This is a genomic window from Planosporangium spinosum, assembly GCF_049999945.1.
In the GTDB taxonomy this organism is placed as follows: Bacteria; Actinomycetota; Actinomycetes; order Mycobacteriales; family Micromonosporaceae; genus Planosporangium; species Planosporangium spinosum.
The window spans coordinates 128,255-149,689 of sequence record NZ_JBLYUB010000006.1; the positions used below are offsets into that span (position 1 = coordinate 128,255).

The following is a 21,435-nucleotide window of genomic DNA, read 5'->3' on the forward strand; positions in this document are numbered from 1 at the left end:
TCTGTGGCCGGAGCGCCGGCAGACGGCGTGGACGCCGCCCGCCGGCGCGACCGGTCAGATGTCGAGGAAGCGAACGTCCTTGGCGTTGCGCTGGATGAAGTTGCGCCGCGCCTCCACGTCCTCACCCATGAGCACGCTGAACAGCTCGTCGGCGGTCGCCGCGTCGTCCAGGGTGACCTGGCGCAGTGTGCGGGTGGCCGGGTTCATCGTGGTCTCCCAGAGTTCCGGGTAGTTCATCTCACCCAGGCCCTTGAACCGCTGGATGTCGTCCGGCTTCGCGTTGGGCTTGGTCTGCTGGCGCAGCGCGATGAGACCGTCGCGCTCCCGGTCGGAGTAGGCGTACTGCGCGTCGTCCCCCCGCTTGTTCCACTTGATCTTGTACAGCGGCGGGGCGGCCAGGTACACGTGGCCCAACTCGACCAGCGGACGCATGAAGCGGAACAGCAGCGTCAGCAGCAGGGTCTGGATGTGTTGGCCATCGACGTCGGCGTCGGCCATCAAGATGATCTTGTGGTACCGCAGCTTCTCGATGTCGAAGTCCTCGTGGATGCCGGTGCCGAGCGCCGTGATCAGGGCCTGCACCTCGTTGTTCTTGAGGACCCGGTCGATGCGGGCCTTCTCGACGTTGAGGATCTTGCCCCGGATCGGCAGGATCGCCTGCACCTTCGGGTCGCGCCCCTGCTTGGCGGAGCCGCCGGCCGAGTCACCCTCGACGATGAACAGCTCGGACACCCGCGGGTCGGTGGACTGGCAGTCGGCCAGCTTGCCCGGCATCGAGCCGGACTCCAGCAGCGACTTGCGCCGGGCCAGCTTGCGGGCCTGCTGCGCGGCGATCCGGGCCCGGGCCGCCTGGGACGCCTTGGTGATGATCATCTTCGCTTCGGCCGGGTTGCGGTCGAACCAGTCGACCAGCCACTCGTTGCAGACCTTCTGCACGAAGCTCTTGGCCTCGGTGTTGCCCAGCTTGGTCTTGGTCTGGCCCTCGAACTGCGGGTTGGCCAGCTTCACGGAGATGATCGCCGCGAGCCCTTCCCGGATGTCCTCACCGGAGAGCTTGTCGTCGTTGCCCTTCAACAGCTTCTTGTCCGCGCCGTACTTGTTGACCACGGTGGTCAACGCGGCTCGGAAGCCCTCTTCGTGGGTGCCGCCCTCGTGGGTGTTGATCGTGTTGGCGAAGGTGTAGACGCTCTCGCCGTACGACTCGTTCCACTGCATGGCGATCTCGACCGAGATTCCTTCACCCTCGGCGGCGAACTGCACCACGGTCTTGTGGATGGGGGTCTTGGTCTGATTGAGGTGCCGGACGAAGTCTGCGATGCCCTCCTTGTAGCAGAAGGTGACCTCCTTCGGCGCCGCGTCGCCGCCCTCGGTCGGGCGCTCGTCGCGCAGCACGATCGTCAGACCGCGGTTGAGGAACGCGTACTCCTGGATGCGGCGGTAGATCGTCTCGAACTTGAACTCGGTGGTCTCGAAGATGCTCGGGTCGGGCCAGAACGTGACCGTCGTACCGGTGCCCTCGGTCGGCTCCACCTGCGCCAGTGGGCTCACGGGCTTGGTGTTGCGGAAGTTCTGCCGCCACAGGTGGCCGGCCTTCTTCACCTCGATGTCCACACCGGTGGACAGGGCGTTCACCACGGAGATACCGACACCGTGCAGGCCGCCGGAGACCGCGTACGCCTTGCCGTCGAACTTGCCACCCGCGTGCAGCATGGTCAGCGCCATCTCGACACCCGACTTCTTGGTCTTCGGGTGGATGTCGACCGGGATGCCACGGCCGTTGTCGACGACCCGTACGCCGCCGTCGGCGAGCAGGGTCACCTCGATGGTGTCGCAGTAACCGGCAAGGGCCTCGTCGACGGAGTTGTCGACGACCTCCCACACGAGGTGGTGCAGGCCGCGCTCACCGGTCGAACCGATGTACATGCCGGGCCGCTTGCGAACGGCCTCGAGGCCCTCGAGTGCGGTCAGTGACGCCGCGGTGTAGTTGTCCTGTTGTTCGTTCGGCGCTGCCACCCTCGATCACTTTCTCGCCCACGGCGACCGGGGTCGTCCGCGTGGGCGGGGGTCATGCGCGCACGCCGCCCGGTCGACACGCAAGGATCCGCGCCAACACGCCAGGAGCGGTGTCGGCGAATCGCGGCGTGCCGACCACCGCGGCGTGCGCGCGGATTGCTGTGTCGGCTGAGTCTTGGTCTCAATCCTACCCGGCGGGAACGACACTTTCGGCCTCCGGGCGCGTTTCCCGGCGCCTCAAATCGCCGTAGCGGCCCGAACGACGCTACCCGTAACTCCCCCCATGCGGAACGGAAGGAAGAGGCCGCCGCGCTCTCATGCGAGCCACGGGCACGGCCTGTGGACGACGGGGCTGATCACCGCCGGGCGGACGCGTTGCGTGGTTACTTATACCTAAACGCCGTATTAGGTAGCAGAAATTCCGCTCCGGAAGGGTCGCGCGAACCCCTCGCCGTGCCGTATGTTCCCGGCGCGCGGGCATCACGTGCCGCGCGGTGCGGAGGTGAGAGGGCGATGGGGCTGGACAACGTCGCGGTGCAGTGGCCGCGCACCGGCCGCTTCTACGACCCGGTGGCGCCGGCCGAGTTCGTCGACTTCGGTGATCTCGTCGACAAGGTGCCGGACATGCCGGGCCCCGCCGCGGCGCTCGCCGACCACATCGCCAAGACCGGCACCGTGCGCGCGTCCGGCTACACCGAGCTGGTCGACCTCCTCCTCGGCCTCAACGGTGTGCTCTTCGCCACCGACGCGGCGGCCGAGGACGAGGACCCGGTGATCGACCCCGACGGCTGCGCCTGGATCGCCGGCGGCCTGGAACGCTTCGTGGACGGCCACCGCGACCTGGGCGAGGAGATCACCTTCGACAGCGTCAGTGCCGTCCTGCGGGCCGCGCTGCAGGGCGCGCGGCTGGCCGAACAGCAGCTCAACTGGCTGGAGAACCGGCTCGACGCGCTACGTGACTCCTCCGGCGAGCCGCCGCAGTGGAGCTTCACCCGCACCGAACTGCAGATCCTGGCCGGCTTCTACCGCCGCTGCGCCGACCGCGGCTTCGCTGTCTACGCCGACTACTGACCGGCCGCCGGGGCGCCGGTACGTCCGCGCGGGCACGCAGCGCGACGCCGGTCAGGACCGCCGTCGCCGGCGGGAGCAGGACACCGAGCGTCACCCGTACGTGTCCCGCGGCCCCCGCCCGCGGACCCGCCTGGGTCCGCGACTCCACGACGGTGCAGCCGGACCGTGGATGTGAAGTTTCTTCACCACGCCGTTGCCGACTTCGCCGGCGATCCTGCTGAGCAGCTTGCCCGCGAGCAGGCGCAGCTGGGTGGCCCAGGCCGTCGACTCGGCCTCGACGGTCAACTCGCCGTCCTCCAGCTTCACCGGGCGGCAGTGCGCGGCGATGTCGGGTCCGACCACGCGCTCCCACGCGCCGAACACGGTCGCCTCGGCGGTCGGGCGCTGCCAGCCCCGGGCCTTGACCAGGCGTTCGAGGACCGAGGCCAGGGTCTGTGGATCACGCGGGTCGGGGCCCGGCCCGGAGTACCCGCGCAGGCGCCGTCCGCTGCCGGGGCCGCCGTCCTGCCCGCTCGCCGAACCACGACGGCGCGCCGAGCGGGCCGCCTCCCGCCGGGCCTGCGCCGCCTCGAGGGCGGCCCGTGCCAGCCGCGGGCCGGTGGGCTCGCCGCCGCTCGCCGGGGCGCCGGCCGGTTCGGGTCGGCCGTCGCCGCCGGGTGGCGGCTGCTCAGGGTCACCCGGCACGACGAACCTCCCCGTTGCCGACCTGGTACCGGGCACCGCGCAGCGCGGCCGGTACATCCGCCTCGACGGCGCACGTGACCAGTGTCTGGCTGGCGTCGGAGATCAGCTCCGCCAGCCGTTCCCGGCGACCGGCGTCCAGCTCGGCGAACACGTCGTCGAGGGCGAGTACCGGTTCGATGCCGTCCGAGCGGAGGAGATCGTACGCCGCCAGTCTCAACGCCAGCGCGTAGGACCACGACTCGCCGTGGCTGGCGTACCCCTTCGCGGGCACCTCACCGAGCATCAGCGTCACGTCGTCGCGGTGCGGCCCGACGAGGGTGGTCCCGCGCTCGACTTCGGAGGCGCGGGCCGCCCGGAGCGCCTCGCGCAGGTGCTCCTCCAGCTCGTCCACGCTCCGGCCAGGGGCGACCGGACCGTCGGTCCACGACGCGGAGTAGCTGATCTGCGCCGATCCGCGCCCCGCGCTCACCGCGTCGTAGTCCTTGGCCACCAGCGGCGCGAGCACGGCGCACAGCTCCAGGCGGCCGGCGAGCAACTGGGCACCGTGCCGCGCCACGTGCACGTCCCACACGTCGAGCGTGGAGAGGTCCGAGCGGCTGCCACCGGCCCGGCGCGCCAGATAGGAGGTACGTAGCAGCGCGTTGCGCTGCTTGAGCGCCCGGTCATAGTCGGCGCGGACCCCGGCGTACCGCGGCTGGCGGAGGGTCAGCAGCTCGTCGAGGTACCGGCGCCGCTCGCTCGGGTCGCCGCGGACGAGCGCGAGATCCTCCGGCGCGAACAGCACCATCCGCAGCGCGCCGAGCACGTCACGCACCTTGGTCACCGGCGAGCGCCCCAGGCGGGCCCGGTTGGCCTTACCCGGTTCGATCGACAGCTCGACCAGCAGCTCGCGCCCGTCGTGGACGACGGCGGTCCGCACGACCGCCCGCTGCGCGCCGACCCGGACCAGCGGGGCGTCGGTGGCGACCCGGTGGCTGCCCAGCGTCGCCACGTAACCGAGGGCCTCGACCAGGTTGGTCTTGCCCTGGCCGTTGCGGCCGACGAGGACACAGGCGCCGGGCTCGAGGTCGACGGCGACGCGCGGGTAGCTGCGGAAGTCGACCAGTTCGAGGTGGCGTACGTACACCTAGTCCTTCTTGATCGCGTGGCCGCCGAACTGGTAGCGCAGCGCGGCGATCGCCTTCATCGCCGGCGGGTTCTCCTGCCGGGACGTGAACCGGGCGAACAGCGACGCCGCGATCACGTTCATCGGCACCGCGAGGCGGATGGCCTCCTCGACGGTCCAGCGACCCTCGCCGGTGTCCTCGGCGTAGCCGCGGACACCGGACAGCTCCGGGTCCTCGTCCAGCGCCCGGTCGAGCAGGTCGAGCAGCCACGACTTGACGACGGTGCCCTCACGCCAGGCCTTGATCACGGCGGGCACGTTGTCGACGTACTCGGAGGCGCGTAGCAGCTCGTACCCCTCGGCGTACGCGTGCATCAGGCCGTACTCGATGCCGTTGTGCACCATCTTGGCGTAGTGCCCGGCACCGACGCCGCCGGCGTGGACGAATCCGTACGGGCCCTCCGGCTTGAGCGCCTCGAAGATCGGCATGCAGCGCTGGACGTGCTCGTCCGCGCCGCCGACCATCAGGCCGTACCCGTACTCGATGCCCCATACCCCGCCGGAGACTCCGGCGTCGACGTACCCGATCCCGCGCTTGCCCAGCCGCTCGGCGCGCGGCCGATCATTGATGAACTTCGAGTTGCCGCCGTCGATGATGATGTCGCCCTCCGACATGAGGGACGCCAGCTCGTCGATGGTCTCCTCGGTGACACCGGCTGGCACCATCACCCACACCACGCGCGGGGCGGACAGCTTGTCGATCAGCTCCGCCGGGCTCGCCACGTCCGAGACCTCGCGGTGGTGGTCGTAGCCGACCACTTCGTGCCCGGCACGGCGCAGCCGTTCGCGCATGTTGCCGCCCATGCGGCCGAGACCGACCAGACCGAGTTGCATGTCTACTCCCAGGTGGATCGTCGCCGTTCCGCACGCGGGTGGCGACCGGTTGCGAGTGCGTCAGCCGCCGATGCGCACGGGCATGATGAGGTACCAGTACCCCGAGGAGATCTCGCCATCCTCCGCCGCAGGCGCAATGATGGCCGGCTTCTTCGGGTCGGTGAACGAGAAGACCGCGAACGGCCCGTCCAGGGCGTTGAGCCCGTCCAGCAGGTACTGGTGGTTGAACGCAATCGTCAGCGGTTCCCCGGTGAAGGCGCAGTCCATCGCCTCGCTGGCCCGTGCGTCCTCGGTGCCGCCGGCCTCGATGACGAGCCCGTCCTCGCTGAAGCGCAGCCGGACCGGGGTGGCGCGCTCGGCGACCAGGGAGACGCGCTTGACCACCTCGGTGAGCGCGGCGACGGGTACCCGGGCCTGTGCGCTGTGGGTGTCCGGCCGCAGCGAGCGCACCTTGGGGAAGTCGCCGTCGAGCAGTCGGGAGGTGGTGCGGCGGGCACCGCCGGCGAAGCCGATGATCCCCTCACCGGCACCGCCGCGGGCCAGCGCGATGGTCACCTGACCGCCGAGGGGGCCCAGCGTCTTCGCCGTGTCGGCCAGCGTCTTCGCCGGTACCAGCGCGGCGGTGCTCACCTCGGGGTCGCCGGCGTTCCACTCGATCTCGCGGACGGCCAGCCGGTACCGGTCGGTCGCCAGCAGCGCGAGCGTGTTGCCTTCGATCTCCATCCGCACGCCGGTCAGGATCGGCAGCGTGTCGTCGCGCCCGGCGGCGATGGCGACCTGGGAGACCGCCTCGGCGAACGCCTTGGCGTCGACCGTGCCGGCACTCTCGGGCATCTGGGGCAGGCTCGGGTAGTCCTCGACGGGCATCGTCGGCAGGGTGAACCGGGCGCTGCCGCACGTGATCTCCACGTGCGAACCGACCGCGGCGACCTCGACCGGCTTGCTCGGCAGGGCCTTGGTGATCTCGGCGAGCAGGCGGCCGGAGACCAGCGCGGCGCCCTCGGCGTCGGCGTGCACATCCAGCGTCACCTGGCTGGAGACCTCGTAGTCGAAGCCGGAGACCTGCAAAGTGCCACCGCCCACGCGCAGCAGTACGCCGGCGAGCACGGGGACGGACGGACGACTGGGCAGGCTCTTGGCTGTCCAGGCGACAGCGTCAGCCAGCGCGTCGCGCTCGACTCGAAACTTCATCGCGGTGCCTCCCGCGTCGACAGACCTGGTTGTGCCTACGGAACCTTAATGGCAGATGTTGACCTTCGTGCGCGGACCCCGACCTTCCACCCGAGAAAGTTTTTCCCCACCCCCGATGATTTGGTTTTTTCTTCTTAAGAGATAAAAACCATCGTCGTCATAGGTGCTGTGGATCCTGTGGAAAACGGGACTTTACCCTGGTCACCGGGGTTGCGAGCCGGTTGACAACCTGTGGGTATCCGGTGGGTGTACATCCACAGACCGCCGCCGTCGCGACGTTGTCCCCGTTCGCCCACGAGTTGTCCACCGCTTGTCCACCGGCTATCCACTGGTTTCGGGCCAGTTATCCGCAGGCTTGGGGACATCTCCGATGCCGCCGCCGTCACCCGGCGTATGGGGGACGGATACGGTGCGGCAGGACCCACAGTGTTGTCCCCAGTTGTCCCCAAGGGTTTTCCACAGGATGTGGACATGATCGGTGGGCGAAAAGCGCGACGGCGGGCACCTGTGGGCACCCGCCGTCGCGCGAAAGAGGGACGAACTCTACGACATCTGCTTGATCCGGTTGGTCAGCTCGGCGATCTGGTTGTACAGCGACCGGCGCTCGGCCATCTGCTGCCGGATCTTGCGGTCGGCGTGCATGACCGTGGTGTGGTCGCGGCCGCCGAAGGCCTGCCCGATGCGGGGCAGGGAGAGGTCGGTCAGCTCGCGGCACAGGTACATGGCGACCTGACGGGCGTTGACGAGTACCCGGGAGCGGGAGTGCCCGCGGAGGTCCTCGAGGCTGACGCCGAAGTACTCGGCCGACCCCGCCATGATCTGGTCGGCGGTGATCTCCGGACCGGAGCCGTCCGGAATGAGGTCGCGCAGCACCTCCTCGGCGATCGACAGCTCGACCGGTGAGCGGGTCAGGTTGGCGAACGCGGTAACCCGGATCAGCGCACCCTCGAGTTCCCGGATCGACGACGCGATTCGGGAGGCGATGAACTCCAGTACCTCAGGCGGGGCGAACAGCCGCTCCTGCGCCGCCTTCTTCTGCAGGATCGCGATCCGCGTCTCCAGGTCCGGCGGCTGGATGTCGGCGAGCAACCCCCACTCGAAGCGGGTCCGCAACCGGTCCTCCAGGGTCGCCAGCTGGCGCGGCGAGCGGTCCGAGGTGATGACGATCTGTTTGTTGGTGTTGTGGAGCGTGTTGAAGGTGTGGAAGAACTCCTCCTGGGTGCGCTCGCGGTTCTCCAGGAACTGGATGTCGTCGATCAGGAGGATGTCGACGTCGCGGTAGCGGCGCTGGAAGGCGCTTGTCTTGTCGTCCCGCAGCGAGTTGATGAACTCGTTGGTGAACTCCTCGGTCGACACGTACCGCACCGACCGGGCGTTGCCGAGCGTCTGGGCGTAGTGGCCGATCGCGTGCAGCAGGTGTGTCTTGCCGAGCCCGGAGTGGCCGTAGATGAACAGCGGGTTGTACGCCTTGGCCGGTGACTCGGCGACCGCCACGGCGGCCGCGTGCGCGAACCGGTTGGACGAGCCGATGACGAACGTCTCGAACATGTACTTCGGGTTGAGCCGGTTACCGGGGTTGTCCGAACCGGCGGCGCCGGGCAGGCCCCGGTCGCCGCGGCCGGTACCCGGCCGTGAGCTGCGCGGTGGTTCGTCGCGCGGCTCGACCGGGCGCGCCCCGGCGGCCGTCCCGTCGCCGTGGCGGACCGCCGCGTTCGCCGAGGCGGCCCCGGTCGGCATGGTCCGGCCCAGGTCGGGGAGGGGCGCTGCCGGCGCCGGACTGTCGAAGAGCCGGCCGCTGGGGTCGGTCCGGACCGGCCCGGCGGGGCTGACCGGTCGGACGGCTCCGGCGACACCCGCGTCGTCGCGGCTGACCGGCGGCTGCGACGGTGGCAGCGGCAGGGTCGGCTGGGACGACTGGAACGACGGCGTCTGCATCGGCAGGGTCGGCTGGGGCGGCAGGACCGGCTGGAACGACGGTGGTTGCGCCGGTGGGGAGGGCTGGAACGACGTCAGCTGGGTCGGCGGTAACGGCAGGGTCGGCTGGGACGACGGCAGCGGTGCGGGCGCTATGGGCGGTGCGGGCGGCGGCGTGGTGTCCTCCGGGGGCCGCACCGTGACGGCGACCTGGATCGGGCGGCCGAGCCGCCGCGACAGCGCCTCGGTGATGGACGGCCGCAGCCGCGACTCGATCACGTCCCGGGTGAAGGTGTCCGGTACGGCGAGCAGCGCGGTGTCCTCGACGATCGCCCGCAGGCGGGTCAGTCGCAGGTAGGCGCGTTGCTGCGGGGACACGATCTCGTCGGCGAGGTCTTCGGTCGCCGCAGCCCACACTGTGCCCAGATCGCCCGGGTCCATCACCGTCGCCACCCCTATCGTTCGTTGCGGTTCACGCCGCGTCCCCCGCCGACCTCGGCGACCGCCCCATTGTCCACAGGTTGTCCACAGCCTGTGTATCTACGGGTGACGTGCCGTCGACGGTCCGTCCCGAGACGGACGCCGTGCTCCGCAAGTGGCACCGGTGCTGCTACACCTGCCCCAACGAACGAGCGCCTCGTCGGTTGCTGTGTTGTTCCCCCGGGGCGGGCACGGTCGGGTCCTGCCCGGCGTGCACCGCAACGGGGCACGCTAACAGCGTTATCCACAACCTCTCAACCGCTGTCCACATGACCCCGCATCGATCGGACGGTTCGCATATGGCGTGCCGTCCGTGTCGGCGTTGGCCTTCGGGGTGATCAGGCGTACCCTGGAGCGGCTGTGCAGCTACCACTGGTACGCTGTCCTGACGGCGCGTCCGCCTCACCCTGCCCAGGTGTGGGGATGGCCGTCGACACCTGATCTCCGGGCGTACGCCGCCCCCGAAGCATACGAAGACGGAGCCTGACGTGAGCAAGCGCACCTTCCAGCCGAACAACCGCCGGCGCGCGAAGACCCACGGTTTCCGCCTGCGCATGCGCACCCGCGCGGGTCGCGCGATCATCTCGGCGCGCCGTGGCAAGGGCCGCGCCCGCCTGGCTGCCTGAGCGTCAGGCCGCAGGCCTGGGGCGAGCCGTGCTGGCAGCCGCACAGCGACTGAGGCGGCGGGAGGAGTTCGCCGCCGCCATCCGCGCGGGCCGCAGAGCCGGCCGGGGAGCGGTCGTGGTGCACCTCGACGTGCCGGCCGACGCCTCCGGTGCCACTACGGGTGGCAGTGACAGCACACCGGCGCCCGCCGGGAGAGCCGATCTCCCGGTGCGCGCCGGTTTTGTCGTACCCAAGACCGTGGGCAAGGCGGTGGTACGCAATCTCGTCCGGCGGCGGCTGCGGCACCTGGTCCGCGAGCGGCTGGCCGGGTTGCCGCCGGGCGCTACCGTTGTGGTGCGGGCGCTGCCCGGGGCTGCCGACCGGGCATTCCCCGAGTTGGCCGCCGACCTCGACGCCGCCCTCGGTGCGGCACGTAACCGCCGGCCGCGCCGCCCCCGTGGGGAGGGCACATGAAGTCGGGCCGGCTCGTTGCGCTGCCCATTATCGCGTACCGTCGTTGGATAAGCCCGGCGATGCCGGCGCGGTGCCGGTTCTACCCGTCCTGTAGCGCGTACGCGCTGGAGGCGGTCACGACCCACGGTGCCCTGCGCGGCATCGGCCTGACCGTCTGGCGACTGCTGCGGTGTCACCCCTTCCACCCCGGTGGATATGACCCGGTGCCGCCACCCTCCCGCAAGCACCCCCGAAAGAATCTCGACGAAGTGACTGGAGCCGTGCAGTGAGTTCGCTCTTCAGCCCACTCATGGCAGTGATCTACGAGGCCATCTCCGCGATCCTGCTGTTCTGGCATGCCGCCTGGCACAGGGTGGTGGGCGACGCCAACGCACTGGCCACCAACTGGTCATGGGTGCTCGGCATCATCTTCCTGGTCATCACCGTCCGGGCGATCCTGTTCCCGATCTTCGTCAAGCAGATCAAGTCGCAGCGCGCGATGCAGGCACTCCAGCCCAAGGTCAAGGCGCTCCAGGAGAAGCACAAGGGCGATCGGGAGACCCTCCAGCAGGAGCTCATGAAGCTCTACCGGGAGGAGAAGGCCAACCCGCTGATGGGCTGCCTGCCGATGTTCCTGCAGGTACCGGTCTTCCTGGGACTGTTCCACGTCCTGCGCCACCTCAGGCCGACCATGCCCGAACACCTCAGGACGCTGTACGGCTGGACCGCAGGCCAGTTCGACAGCGCCTCGCACGCCAAGCTGTTCGGCGCTCCGATCGCGGCGAGCTTCCGTTCGTCCGGGCACGAACTGGAACTGCTTGGCGCCAGCGGCACCACCGTCAAGGTGGTCGCCGGCATCCTGATCGCGGTCATGATCTGCACGACGTTCCTGACCAGCCGCCAGATGATCCTCAAGACCGGGTGGGCGGAGGACCCGCAGCAGCGGATGGTGCAGCGTCTGATGCTGTACGGCGTCCCGTTCTCCCTGCTGATCTCCGGGTACATGTTCCCGATCGGTGTGGTCATCTACTGGGTCATGCAGAACATCATCTCGCTCGGTCAGCAGATGTGGGTGCTGCGCAAGTACCCGCCGGCGACCCAGAGCGGCACCGGGGCGAAGCCGGCGGCGACGGCCGCCGCCAAGAGCGGCGACAAGAACGGCGCCGTCAAGGCGGTGGACCCCAAGGCGCTGGCTCCCAAGGTCGGTGCGAAGCCGGTCAACCCGAAGAAGGGCGGCGCGGCCAAGCGGTAGGTGGGTCGATGCGACCGGTTCGGGTCGGCCCGCGCGGCACCGTGGTGCGGCGCGTGACCCGAACCGCGGCGCTCCCCCTGCGGCCGTCGTGCCACCGACAGACGTCATGTGACGGCGCCCCTGTGCGCCCTGATCATCCGGAGATGACCCTGTGACCGATACGAGTACCCCTTCCGTGCCCGAGTCAACCGTGGCCGCCGACGCCGAGCCCAGCACCACGGGCGAAGCCACCGGTGCGGGTACCGCGGAACGTTCGGCCGCGGACAGCAAGGACCTGTTCCGTGAGAGTGAGATCGCTGCGGACTACGTCGAGGGCCTGCTCGACATCCTCGACTATGACGGCGACATCGACGAGCTGATCCAGAGCGGGCGTCCGGTGGTCGAAGTCGTCGGCGGCCGGCTCCAAGCGCTTGTCGGGCAGCGGGGCGCCACCCTCGAGGCGCTGCAGGAACTGACCCGACTCGCCGTGTTCCGCCAGACCGGTACGCCGAGCCGTCTGCTGCTCGACGTCGGCGGGTACCGTGCCAATCGCCGCAAGGAGTTGGCCGCCGTGGCCAAGAACGCCGCGGAGAAGGTCAAGGAGTACGGCGAGCCGGTCAAACTGGAGCCCATGAGCGCCTTCGAGCGCAAGTGCGTGCACGACGTGATCAACGCGCTTTCCGGGGTCGAGAGCGAGTCCGAGGGCGCCGAGCCGTCCCGGCGGATCGTGGTTCGCCCCGCAAGCTGACGACAACCGGTACCACCCACGGCGCCGCGCACCCTCGTGCGCGGCGCCGTCGTTTCACCGCCACCGGCGGGCGGGAGGAGTGGCCCGGTACGGAGTCCCGCCCCTCGACATTCACGACATCATCTGGAGGTCATCGTGATCGGCCCGACCTTCGAGCCACCCCCCGACCTCGCCGACGCGGCCCGGACGGTCTTCGGCGAGCGGTTGCCGCTCGCCACGGCGTACGCCCGGCGTCTGGCGACGGACGGCGTGGTCCGTGGCCTGATCGGTCCGCGGGAGACGGAGCGGATCTGGGACAGGCACCTCCTGAACTGCGCCGTAGTTGGCGAATTGGTGCCTTCAGGGTCTTTGGTCACTGATGTCGGTTCTGGGGCTGGGCTGCCCGGCCTGGTGCTGGCGATCGCCCGACCGGACCTGACCGTGGTCCTGGTGGAGCCGCTTGCCCGGCGTACCGCCTTCCTGTCCGAGGTGGTCTCCGACCTCGGTCTCGGTCACGTGGTCGTCGAACGTGCGCGCGCCGAGGACGCGGTCGCGACCGTCTCCCCCGCTGACGTCGTGACGGCCCGGGCGGTCGCGCCCCTGGACCGCCTGGCCGCCTGGTGCCTGCCGCTGGCCAGGGTGGGCGGCCGCCTGCTCGCGCTCAAGGGCGCGACGGCGGCCGAGGAGATCGAGGCATACGGGGACGCGGTGACCCGGCTCGGCGGCGGTACCCCAGAGATCCGCTCGTGCGGGGTCGAGGTCCTGGCCGCCCCGACCACCGTTGTCGAGGTGGTACGGGAGCGCGCGGTCACGCCGGCCCCGTCGCGGAGCCGTACGCCCGGTTCGGCCCGCTCGGGTGGCTCTGGTGGCTCCCGTGGTTCGGCCCGTTCGGGTGGCTCCGGCGGTTCGGCCCGTTCGGGTGGCTCCGGTGGTGCTGGTGGCTCGACGGGGACGGACGGGGTAGGGCGCGCAGGCGGGGCAGGCCGGGCGCGGCCGGCATCACGGTCCGGGCGGCGGCCGGGTAAGCGGTGATCGGTTGTCCCCGCGGCGTCTATCGTCCGCGTGGGCACTACACCCGCCGGATCCTGCCGCGTCCGTAACCCGGGGCGTGCGTACCCACGCCGCTGCGCCCGGCGCGGCTCTGATCGTGGCCCTGACGGCGCCCGGCGGGTGGCCGGTCGGTTTGTCATACCCGCCCATCGGCGGCTTCTGCGCCCCTCAGGGGCGTTGGGCAACCTCCGGGCATGGGGCAACTACCAGGCGGCCGTGTTCGTGCCGTACGGGGCTGATCAAGGGGCTTGTCGGCTGCCTGCTCGTCCGCCTGACCGGTGATCTTCGACGGCCCGTAGGTCGCCGTTCCCTCGAACCCCTCCGCTGTGATGTCTGTGCGAGGGGTGCCCGGTCGCCCCCGTTCCGGCCCTACCGGCTATTTGCCCGGCGGTACCAGCTGGAGGCGTACCCACGGCATGATGGCCGGTGTGAGCGCAGATGTCGCGGCGTACTGGGACGCCCAGGCGGCGACGTTCGACGCCGAACCGGACCATGGGCTGACTGATCCCGTCGTCCGCGGGGGACGTGACCGCGACGCGTGGACTCGGCTGCTCGTACCGTTGACGCCGACCGCCCATGCCCGGGTCGCCGATGTCGGCAGTGGCACCGGCAGCCTGGCAGTCCTGCTCGCGGAGGCCGGGCACCGCGTGTGCGGAGTGGACCTCGCGCCCCGCATGGTCGAGATGGCGCGGGCGAAGGCCGCAGCGGCGAGAGTGCCGGCATCGTTCGACGTGGGTGACGCGTCCGCACCGCCGTGGCCGGCGGCGACCTTCGACGTCGTACTGGTCAGGCACGTGCTCTGGACGCTGCCCGACCCTTGGCGGCGCGTTGGGACGCTGGGTGGAGTTGTTGAAGCCCGACGGTCGACTGGTACTCGTGGAGGGCCGCTGGTGGACTGGCGGCGGTCTGCCCGCGGATCAGGCAACTGAACTGGTACTTCGATGGAGGCGCGAGGCAACCGTGACCCGGCTGGGAGATCCGTGCCTGTGGGGAGGTCCCCTTCGGGACGAGTGGTACCTGCTTGTCAGTAGGTGCTGATGCCCCCACCCTGTCACCGTTCGGCTTGACCCGGGGCACGTGAGCGGAGTTCGGGTGACCCGGGGAGGTGAGTGGCGTTCGATGCGCGCGTTCGGGGCTCAACTGGGCTCACTCGCCGACGGAGTGAGGCCATCGCACGGTGCCGCCCTCGGTTCGCGGCCCGGCGACGGTACCCTCCGTCGAGCCGCCTCGGTAGTACCCCGGCAGGTGTCACCGATGTGCTCGTGTCGCCGCTTGTGGTAGCCGCATTCGACGTCAACGGCAGGCAGACTGCGGCGGATGAGGTCGAACGCCAGATGGACGCGGCGCTTGTTGTGCAACGCGAAGCTGCGCGAGTCGAGGACCTCCGGACCGTGTCCGGCGGGGTGTCCAGCGCTGCCGTCGAATGATGGACCGGCGGCAGGTGCCGCCGTCTGAGTCCCGCCAACTGCGATGCGGGACCAGCCACGCCTGGGTGAGCCGTGAACCCGATGTCTTTCCGTACAGTGCGGTCCATCCTTCGCGGTGTGGGAACGCGGCGTCCAGGCGAGGGCGTATCCAGTACGCCGCCAATGTCGTCGGACTCCATGGCCCCGGCGCCGGGTGCCGGATTTCCGCGTTGAACCAGGTGTGGGTCCCGTACCAGCCGTCTGGGCCAGTTGGTCTCGGTGTACTCCGGCAGGCTGACCGGGCCGAGGAGATCCCGATGACCGGCGCGGGCAGGGCCCGCGATTCGGCGACCATCGCTCGCCCTGCTTCCCATCCGGCCGCCGCCGATCGGCTTTCAGCTGTGCGGACCGCAGCTCGCGCACACGAACCTCCGGTGCCCACCTCACGAATGACGGTGCGACCTTGCGTGGCGGGAGCGCAGGGCTTCGCGGGCCGATCGGTCCGGCGTGCTGGTGGGCGACGCCATCGCCGCCCCGGGTCGGGTTTGTGGGATCGCCGGCCGGGTCGGATATATGCGCCGGGTCAGGTATACGAGGTCGCCTACCCCGGACCAGGTCTATGGGCCTGCACGCGCCGGGACGTGTCCCTGCATGGGCGCGGCAACGGTGGGTTGAATTGGGACGGGCAGGCTCGCCGGTTCTGGCGTCTGCGGCCGGACCTGTCCACCAGATCAGTTGCCAGGGTGGCCGTCTTTCTGATGCCGGCCGGGTGTGGTGTCCCTTCCCGTCGGCACGTTGCCAGACCCTCCCCTGATCCGTCGGGTAGCCGATGGGTGTGACTCCCCGCGTTGGCCGCGCCTGTATCACCCGATATCGGCAGATCATTCCCCGCCGTAGAGCCGTCACATCCACCTCAAAACCGTGCGGTCTACGCATTTGGCGGGTAACTCACGGCCCCGGCTCATCGGGGGACGGCCACGGAGCGCCCATGCGCCGGTCACTGGCTCATGGCGTATCGGTCGTGGATGAACCGTGGATTCCACCGATCTCGGCCCGTAGGCTGACCGCGCGGCGTCTGCGACTGGATGAGGCCAGGGTTACGGGTCGCCTCTTCTCGTAGTGCCGCCGGGCGGTCGGTGCCGGCCTCGGCGCTGACGCCGGCGTCGGTGATGTGCAGCCATCCGGGACGGACGGGATTGACACTGTGCACGAGAACGGTACGTACGACGACAGCGGCGCCCCGTGGGTAGTCGGCCACGATGTTTCACGTGAAACGACGGGTCTGGGGAGTTCGGCATCCCAGCCCTGGGAAGTAGCCGAGGTTCCGGAATCGGGACCGTCCGGTTGGATGAAGGCCGGCTCGGCTCAGGTGATTCGGCCCGGAAGTTTGGTTGGGACATCGCAACGCGGAGTGGAATTAGGTGGATCTTCTCCTGCGAACGAGAGTCCGACGGGTACCGTGTACGGGCGCGGTGCGGTATCGGTCGACGAGACTCCGCCCCCCGGCGGACCTGGGCCATCGGTTCCGACTCGACCTACGCCGCCTCCGCCCCGTTCCCACTCCGAACCACGCGCCGACACCGAGGTCACCATGACCGATGCATACGTTTCACGTGAAACCGAGGAACCACCCTTGGCTCTCGAGGCTAAACGGGCCGTCCACATCCTGAATCCCACCGGTGAGGCAACGATGCCTCGCCCCGCCCGGCGACGCATCATCAGCGTTTCCAACCAGAAGGGCGGCGTCGGGAAGACCACCACCGCGGTGAACATCGCCGTCACCTTGGCGCTCCACGGCAACCGGGTACTGGTGATCGACCTTGACCCCCAGGGCAACGCCTCCACCGGCCTCAACGTGCCGCACCACGCCGGTGTGCCCGACATCTACGACTGCCTGATCGACGGTGCGCCGCTCGACGCCGTCACGCAGGCCGTTGAAGGTATCCCGAACCTCTGGGCGGTACCCGCGACGATCGACCTCGCGGGCGCCGAGATCGAGCTGGTCTCCGTGGTGGCCCGGGAGTCACGCCTCAGCCGAGCGATCGCCGCGTCACGTTCGGAGTACGACTACATTCTGATCGACTGCCCGCCCTCCCTGGGCCTGCTTACGGTCAACGCTCTCGTGGCGTCCGAGGAGGTACTCATTCCGATCCAGTGCGAGTACTACGCACTGGAAGGTGTTCAGGCGCTCACGAGCAATATCGACCTGGTGCGGTCACACCTCAATCCGAACCTGGATGTGAGTACCGTCGTCCTGACGATGTACGACCGGCGTACCCGCCTGGCCGACCTTGTCGAGCAGGACGTGCGTAACCACTTCGGCCCGAAGGTGCTGGACGTGGTCATCCCCCGCAACGTCCGGGTCTCCGAGGCTCCCAGCTACAGCCAGTCGGTCATGACGTACGACCCCGGCTCGCGTGGTGCGGTGGCCTACTTCGAGGCCGCCCGTGAGATCGCACTGCGCGGAGCGGAAGAAGACGCAGGAGAGCAGGAATGAAGAACGCCCGTCGCGGCGGTCTGGGGCGGGGCCTCGGCGCCCTGATCCCCACGGCCCCGGTGGACGCTCCGGGTGCTGCGACCACGTTGGGGCCGGCTCCCGTCCACTCCCCCGCGTCTTCCCAACCGGCCTCGACCGGGACTACCCCCGCCGGGGATTCCGCGCAGTCCTTCGTATCGGCGGCGGCTTCGCAATCCCAACTGGCTCCGGTGCCGGGAGCGCGCTTCGCGGAGATCGCGGTCGACTCGATCGTGCCCAACCCCAAGCAGCCCCGACAGGTCTTCGACGAAGAAGCGCTTGACGAGCTCAAGGTCTCGATCGAGCAAGTAGGCTTCCTCCAGCCGATCGTCGTCCGGGAGTTGGAGCCGGAGCGCTACGAGCTGGTCATGGGTGAGCGCCGGTGGCGGGCGGCACAGGCGCTGGGCCGTGATGTCATTCCGGCGATTATCCGGGACACGCGCGACGACGACATGCTGCGGGACGCGCTCCTGGAGAACATCCACCGGGCCAACCTGAACCCTCTGGAAGAGGCGGCTGCCTACCAGCAGCTCCTGGAGGAGTTCGGCGCCACCCACGACGAACTCGCGAAGCGGATCGGCCGGAGCCGCCCGCAGATCTCCAACACGATCCGACTGCTTAACCTCCCGACGAACGTTCAGCGTCGGGTGGCTGCGGGTGTGCTGTCGGCCGGCCACGCGCGGGCGCTGCTGAGTCTCGACAACGAAGAGGAACAGGAGAAGCTGGCGCACCGGATTGTCGCGGAGGGACTGTCCGTCCGCGCGACGGAGGAACTCGTGGCACTCGCCGCGGCAGAGGGTGCTCCGCGCAAGGCCGCACCGCAGCGGCGGCCAAAGGCCCACGCGCCGGCGTTGTCCGACCTCGCGGACCGGCTCTCCAACCGATTCGACACCAGCGTGAAGGTCGACATCGGACGCCGTAAGGGGAAGATCACGATCGAGTTCGCCACCGTGGACGACCTGGAGCGCATTGTCGGCATCATCGGCATTGACGGACAGGCCGCTGAGGACTGAGCACGGTTCAGCTGTCGAAGGGGTGGTCGGGCTTCCGGCCGCCCCTTCGATCTTTCCACCCACCCTCGGTGGCCAAGAGTTTTCCACAGCCTTTTCCACAATCGGCGCCGGTTTCACGTGAAACCACACGCAGACATGGGTGTGGGCCTGTGGATAACTACGGGCGGAGTCAGCCGCTGTGCGGTGGATCAGTTACTGTCTGCCACATTGGGCAGCATCGAGCGGCGACGGATGATCGGGAGCGAACGCCGCGGTGAGTGCCGTGCGAGTGCTCAGTGCCGGTGCGAGTGCCCGGCGAGTGCTCAGTGCCGCGGTGGCGCCCGGCGAGTGCTCAGCGCCGCGGTGGCGGCCGAGAGTGACGCGACCGTCCTTCGGACGTGAAGGTAGGAGGCCCGCCCGGAAGTGCCTGAGCTGACGCCCCACAGTGGGATCTGAACCGACGGCCCGAATCGCAGGTGAGGCGACGGCCTGAGCGGGGGCTGAGTGACGGTCAAACGGCGTTGGGGCGACCGCCCTACGGCGCTCGAGCGACGGATCGAATCGACCCGGAAGGCCGCCCGTGTCACGGTCCAACCGGTGAACTCCCTCCCGGTGACCGCGCGGCGCACAGGGAACCACCCTCGCAGACCGGCAACCAGCAGGGGGAAGACATCAGAATGCCTGGTTGCTAGGGTCGGCTCGTGTCCGAGGTACCGCGCTCCCTACCAGGCTTCGCCGCCTGGCCCACCTTTCCCTTCGAGGGTGACATCCAGGTCAAGCAACTGGACGAGCCGGTCGCCGTGGAGCCGGCCCGGCATGGCGACGATCCCTCAGAGTGCCGTGCCTGCCAGGCTCCGGACGAGGCGTACATCTGGGTTAGTGAGCGGTGGCGGGTGCGCAGCCTCGACCGACCCACCGGCCTCCCCATGGTCCTCATCCTCGAATCGCGATCGCATCTCGACCTCGGGGACCTCCCCAACATGCTCGCTGCCGAGCTGGGAGTGATGACGGTGCGCCTGGAACGGGCGGTGCGTTCTCTGGACGGTGTGGCGCGGGTCCACGTCAACCGCTGGGGCGACGGCGCGGCCCATCTTCACCTGTGGTTCCTGGCAAGGCCGTACGGGCATCTCCAGCTGCGTGGGACGTTCCTGTCGCTGTGGGATGAGATCCTGCCGCCGATACCGGAGCACCAGTGGCGGGAGAACCTCGCGCTCGTCGCCGCGTGGCTCGCAGAGTTCGGTGGCCGTCCCCTGGCGGAGCCGCCGCGCATCGACTGGAAGGCACCGGCGACCCTGGCCTCCGACTCCTTGCCGGTGCCGGACGGGGACGACGGGGCGGGCTCCCCCGCCGAGGGGGCGCTGATGGCCGGTTCTGACGTGCTCGACATGGACAGCGACACCGACGGTGGCCCGAACACGACCGGGGACGCTGCGGCGTCGCGCGCCGACGGTGGTGACGGAGACAAGGCGGCCGGTACCGCCTCGCTGGCGGCCATCGGCACGTTGGCGGCTGATTCGTCCGGTGTGACCGGGGCCGGCGTGAGCGAGTCCAGGACCGGCGCGTCGGATGACGCCACCGACAGTGGCGGATCGGGTGGCACGACGGCGGTTACCCCTCTTACGCTCTCCGGTCGGGCCGTTGATGCCGACGAGATACTCGTGATTCCTGGGCCGGCCGGCTTTCCGCCGATCGGTGACGGGACGGTCCGTCGGACCAGCCGGGAGCCCGCCGGTCCCATACCTGGCCAGCGGGACTCCTCGGCCGACAGCCAGGAATCCGCGAGCCGGACACAGACCTGACCTACGTTTCCGCTGTCGACGGAGTTGACCGGACCCACCGACCGTGGGGCCGGTCGGTCCCGGGGCGAGAACGCGGCCACTGACCCGGCGGTGCCAGGCGGAACCGCCGTCCGCGGTCCCGGACCTGCGGGTCCTCCCGGACCGGTATCTTCTGACTCGGGCCCCGCCGGGCCGCAGTCGTCGCCTGTTGGTCGGGGCCCCGCCGGGCCGGACCCACCGGCTGGCCGGCTTCGCTGGTCCTGAGCCCCCCGTTGGGTGGCTCTGAACGGCCGATGCCGCCTCTCCCCGCCGTTACCCTCCCCTAGCTACCAAATGCCGCGTACGATCCTTCACGGGGCTAGGAGGCGGGCGGGTGACTGGACGACGTACCGGACTGCACATCAGTTCTGTGAGGAACGGCAGATGTCACGCCGCCTTGTCAATCTGACCCTCGACACGCTCGAGGATCTGCCACGCTCCTGCCGTAGGTGTGTGTTCTGGGAGCTTGACCCGGTGTCGGCCGAGCGGGCATGCGCCTCCGGCGACCCGGAACTGGAGAAGGAGGCCTGGGTCTCGCAGACCCTGCTTGAGTGGGGCTCCTGCGGCAAGCTCGTCTACGTCGACGGCATGCCAGCGGGGTTCGTCATGTTCGCGCCACCGGCGTACGTGCCCCGGTCCATGGCGTTCCCGACCTCACCGGTCTCGCCCGACGCCGTTCTGCTGACCACGGCACGGGTCGTCGGCGCGTTCGCCGGAGGTGGCCTGGGCCGGATGCTCGTCCAGGGAGTCGCCCGTGACCTGACCAAGCGCGGGATCAAGGCGATCGAGGCGTTCGGTGACGCCAAGTTCGGCGACGAGGCCGGCGACGACCAGCCGGCAGGCTGCCTGGCTCCGGCGGACTACTTCCTCTCGGTGGGCTTCAAGACGGTACGTCCGCACCCGCGCTACCCGCGGTTGCGTCTGGAACTGCGTACGGCGTTGTCATGGAAGTCGGATGTCGAGTACGCCCTGGAGAAACTGCTCGGCTCGATGAGCCCGGAAGCGCTGCTCCGACCGGTACGTCCGGCGACCCGCTCCATGTTTTAGATCCGGCACCCGGCGATCCCGACGGCATTGCGGCGTCTGGCAGCATGACGTCCTCGGGATCACGGGACGGCAGGGGCACAACGGCGGGCGGCCCGGACCACGGACCACGGACCACGGGACCACAGGGACCTTCCGGAGCGATCATCACCGGGTGCGGGCAACCACGCTCGGCGAGCGGCCGGATCTGGCGGATGCGGCTTTCGGTATCCCGTACGACCCTGATGGACGGCCGGTCGGCC

Annotated in this window: 18 protein-coding genes; 12 read left to right on the forward strand and 6 right to left on the reverse strand. The window is 69.5% G+C overall.

Annotated elements, in window-relative coordinates; all coding sequences use genetic code 11:
• Positions 1-54 precede the first annotated feature (54 nt).
• On the reverse strand, positions 55-2,013 hold the full coding sequence (gyrB, locus tag ACNTMW_RS10655; RefSeq protein WP_426633272.1) for a DNA topoisomerase (ATP-hydrolyzing) subunit B: 1,959 nt from the start codon (positions 2,011-2,013) through the stop codon (positions 55-57).
• A 513-nt stretch (positions 2,014-2,526) separates the two neighbouring features.
• Here gyrB and ACNTMW_RS10660 point away from each other — a divergent pair.
• A complete protein-coding gene (locus tag ACNTMW_RS10660) occupies positions 2,527-3,084 on the forward strand; it encodes a hypothetical protein (protein WP_426633273.1) in 558 nt (185 codons plus the stop codon).
• Between the two features lie 90 nt (positions 3,085-3,174).
• On the opposite strand, the gene ACNTMW_RS10665 is transcribed toward ACNTMW_RS10660, so the two are convergent.
• The 5 genes from ACNTMW_RS10665 to dnaA all read right to left on the reverse strand — a co-directional run bounded on the left by ACNTMW_RS10665 (position 3,175) and on the right by dnaA (position 9,313).
• Positions 3,175-3,768 carry a DciA family protein gene (locus tag ACNTMW_RS10665; protein ID WP_426633274.1) on the reverse strand — a complete coding sequence of 198 codons (594 nt, stop codon included), beginning with the start codon at positions 3,766-3,768 and terminating at the stop codon, positions 3,175-3,177.
• On the reverse strand, positions 3,758-4,894 hold the full coding sequence (gene recF / locus ACNTMW_RS10670) for a DNA replication/repair protein RecF (protein ID WP_426633275.1): 1,137 nt from the start codon (positions 4,892-4,894) through the stop codon (positions 3,758-3,760). Before recF ends, ACNTMW_RS10665 begins: the two co-directional genes overlap by 11 nt.
• Positions 4,895-5,767 carry a phosphogluconate dehydrogenase (NAD(+)-dependent, decarboxylating) gene (gene gnd, locus ACNTMW_RS10675; protein WP_426633276.1) on the reverse strand — a complete coding sequence of 291 codons (873 nt, stop codon included), beginning with the start codon at positions 5,765-5,767 and terminating at the stop codon, positions 4,895-4,897.
• A gap of 60 nt (positions 5,768-5,827) precedes the next feature.
• Positions 5,828-6,958, reverse strand: coding sequence for a DNA polymerase III subunit beta (gene dnaN, locus ACNTMW_RS10680; protein WP_426633277.1), 1,131 nt, complete (start codon positions 6,956-6,958; stop codon positions 5,828-5,830).
• 543 nt (positions 6,959-7,501) lie between these two features.
• The gene (gene dnaA, locus ACNTMW_RS10685) at positions 7,502-9,313 is read right to left on the reverse strand and encodes a chromosomal replication initiator protein DnaA (protein WP_426633445.1); all 1,812 of its coding nucleotides are present in this window, start codon (positions 9,311-9,313) and stop codon (positions 7,502-7,504) included.
• A gap of 527 nt (positions 9,314-9,840) precedes the next feature.
• Here dnaA and rpmH point away from each other — a divergent pair.
• The 11 genes from rpmH to ACNTMW_RS10740 all read left to right on the forward strand — a co-directional run bounded on the left by rpmH (position 9,841) and on the right by ACNTMW_RS10740 (position 21,196).
• Entirely contained in the window at positions 9,841-9,978 is a 138-nt protein-coding gene (rpmH, locus tag ACNTMW_RS10690) for a 50S ribosomal protein L34 (RefSeq protein WP_167923716.1), read from the forward strand.
• 28 nt (positions 9,979-10,006) lie between these two features.
• Positions 10,007-10,432, forward strand: a complete 426-nt coding sequence (gene rnpA / locus ACNTMW_RS10695) for a ribonuclease P protein component (RefSeq protein WP_426633278.1) — start codon at positions 10,007-10,009, stop codon at positions 10,430-10,432.
• Complete coding sequence (yidD, locus tag ACNTMW_RS10700; protein WP_426633279.1) at positions 10,429-10,701, forward strand: membrane protein insertion efficiency factor YidD; 273 nt, start codon at positions 10,429-10,431, stop codon at positions 10,699-10,701. Before rnpA ends, yidD begins: the two co-directional genes overlap by 4 nt.
• A gap of 20 nt (positions 10,702-10,721) precedes the next feature.
• Positions 10,722-11,663, forward strand: a complete 942-nt coding sequence (yidC, locus tag ACNTMW_RS10705) for a membrane protein insertase YidC (protein WP_426633446.1) — start codon at positions 10,722-10,724, stop codon at positions 11,661-11,663.
• 151 nt (positions 11,664-11,814) lie between these two features.
• Positions 11,815-12,390 carry a Jag family protein gene (locus tag ACNTMW_RS10710; protein WP_426633280.1) on the forward strand — a complete coding sequence of 192 codons (576 nt, stop codon included), beginning with the start codon at positions 11,815-11,817 and terminating at the stop codon, positions 12,388-12,390.
• 135 nt (positions 12,391-12,525) lie between these two features.
• Complete coding sequence (rsmG, locus tag ACNTMW_RS10715; protein WP_426633281.1) at positions 12,526-13,401, forward strand: 16S rRNA (guanine(527)-N(7))-methyltransferase RsmG; 876 nt, start codon at positions 12,526-12,528, stop codon at positions 13,399-13,401.
• Between the two features lie 446 nt (positions 13,402-13,847).
• A complete protein-coding gene (locus ACNTMW_RS10720; protein ID WP_426633282.1) occupies positions 13,848-14,348 on the forward strand; it encodes a class I SAM-dependent methyltransferase in 501 nt (166 codons plus the stop codon).
• A 1,681-nt stretch (positions 14,349-16,029) separates the two neighbouring features.
• A complete protein-coding gene (locus ACNTMW_RS10725; RefSeq protein ID WP_426633283.1) occupies positions 16,030-17,322 on the forward strand; it encodes a ParA family protein in 1,293 nt (430 codons plus the stop codon).
• Entirely contained in the window at positions 17,319-18,353 is a 1,035-nt protein-coding gene (locus ACNTMW_RS10730) for a ParB/RepB/Spo0J family partition protein (RefSeq protein WP_426633284.1), read from the forward strand. Before ACNTMW_RS10725 ends, ACNTMW_RS10730 begins: the two co-directional genes overlap by 4 nt.
• A gap of 905 nt (positions 18,354-19,258) precedes the next feature.
• Positions 19,259-20,131, forward strand: a complete 873-nt coding sequence (locus ACNTMW_RS10735; RefSeq protein ID WP_426633447.1) for a hypothetical protein — start codon at positions 19,259-19,261, stop codon at positions 20,129-20,131.
• A 402-nt stretch (positions 20,132-20,533) separates the two neighbouring features.
• Positions 20,534-21,196, forward strand: coding sequence for a GNAT family N-acetyltransferase (locus tag ACNTMW_RS10740; protein ID WP_426633285.1), 663 nt, complete (start codon positions 20,534-20,536; stop codon positions 21,194-21,196).
• Positions 21,197-21,435: the final 239 nt, after the last annotated feature.

Coding starts and splice junctions, on each gene's coding strand:
- ACNTMW_RS10660 (WP_426633273.1), top strand. CDS start 2,527: ATGGGGCTGGACAACGTCGCGGTGCAGTGGCCGCGCACCGGCCGCTTC.
- gnd (WP_426633276.1), bottom strand. CDS start 5,767: ATGCAACTCGGTCTGGTCGGTCTCGGCCGCATGGGCGGCAACATGCGC.
- dnaN (WP_426633277.1), bottom strand. CDS start 6,958: ATGAAGTTTCGAGTCGAGCGCGACGCGCTGGCTGACGCTGTCGCCTGG.
- dnaA (WP_426633445.1), bottom strand. CDS start 9,313: ATGGACCCGGGCGATCTGGGCACAGTGTGGGCTGCGGCGACCGAAGAC.
- yidD (WP_426633279.1), top strand. CDS start 10,429: ATGAAGTCGGGCCGGCTCGTTGCGCTGCCCATTATCGCGTACCGTCGT.
- yidC (WP_426633446.1), top strand. CDS start 10,722: ATGGCAGTGATCTACGAGGCCATCTCCGCGATCCTGCTGTTCTGGCAT.
- ACNTMW_RS10730 (WP_426633284.1), top strand. CDS start 17,319: ATGAAGAACGCCCGTCGCGGCGGTCTGGGGCGGGGCCTCGGCGCCCTG.
- ACNTMW_RS10735 (WP_426633447.1), top strand. CDS start 19,259: ATGGTCCTCATCCTCGAATCGCGATCGCATCTCGACCTCGGGGACCTC.
- ACNTMW_RS10740 (WP_426633285.1), top strand. CDS start 20,534: ATGTCACGCCGCCTTGTCAATCTGACCCTCGACACGCTCGAGGATCTG.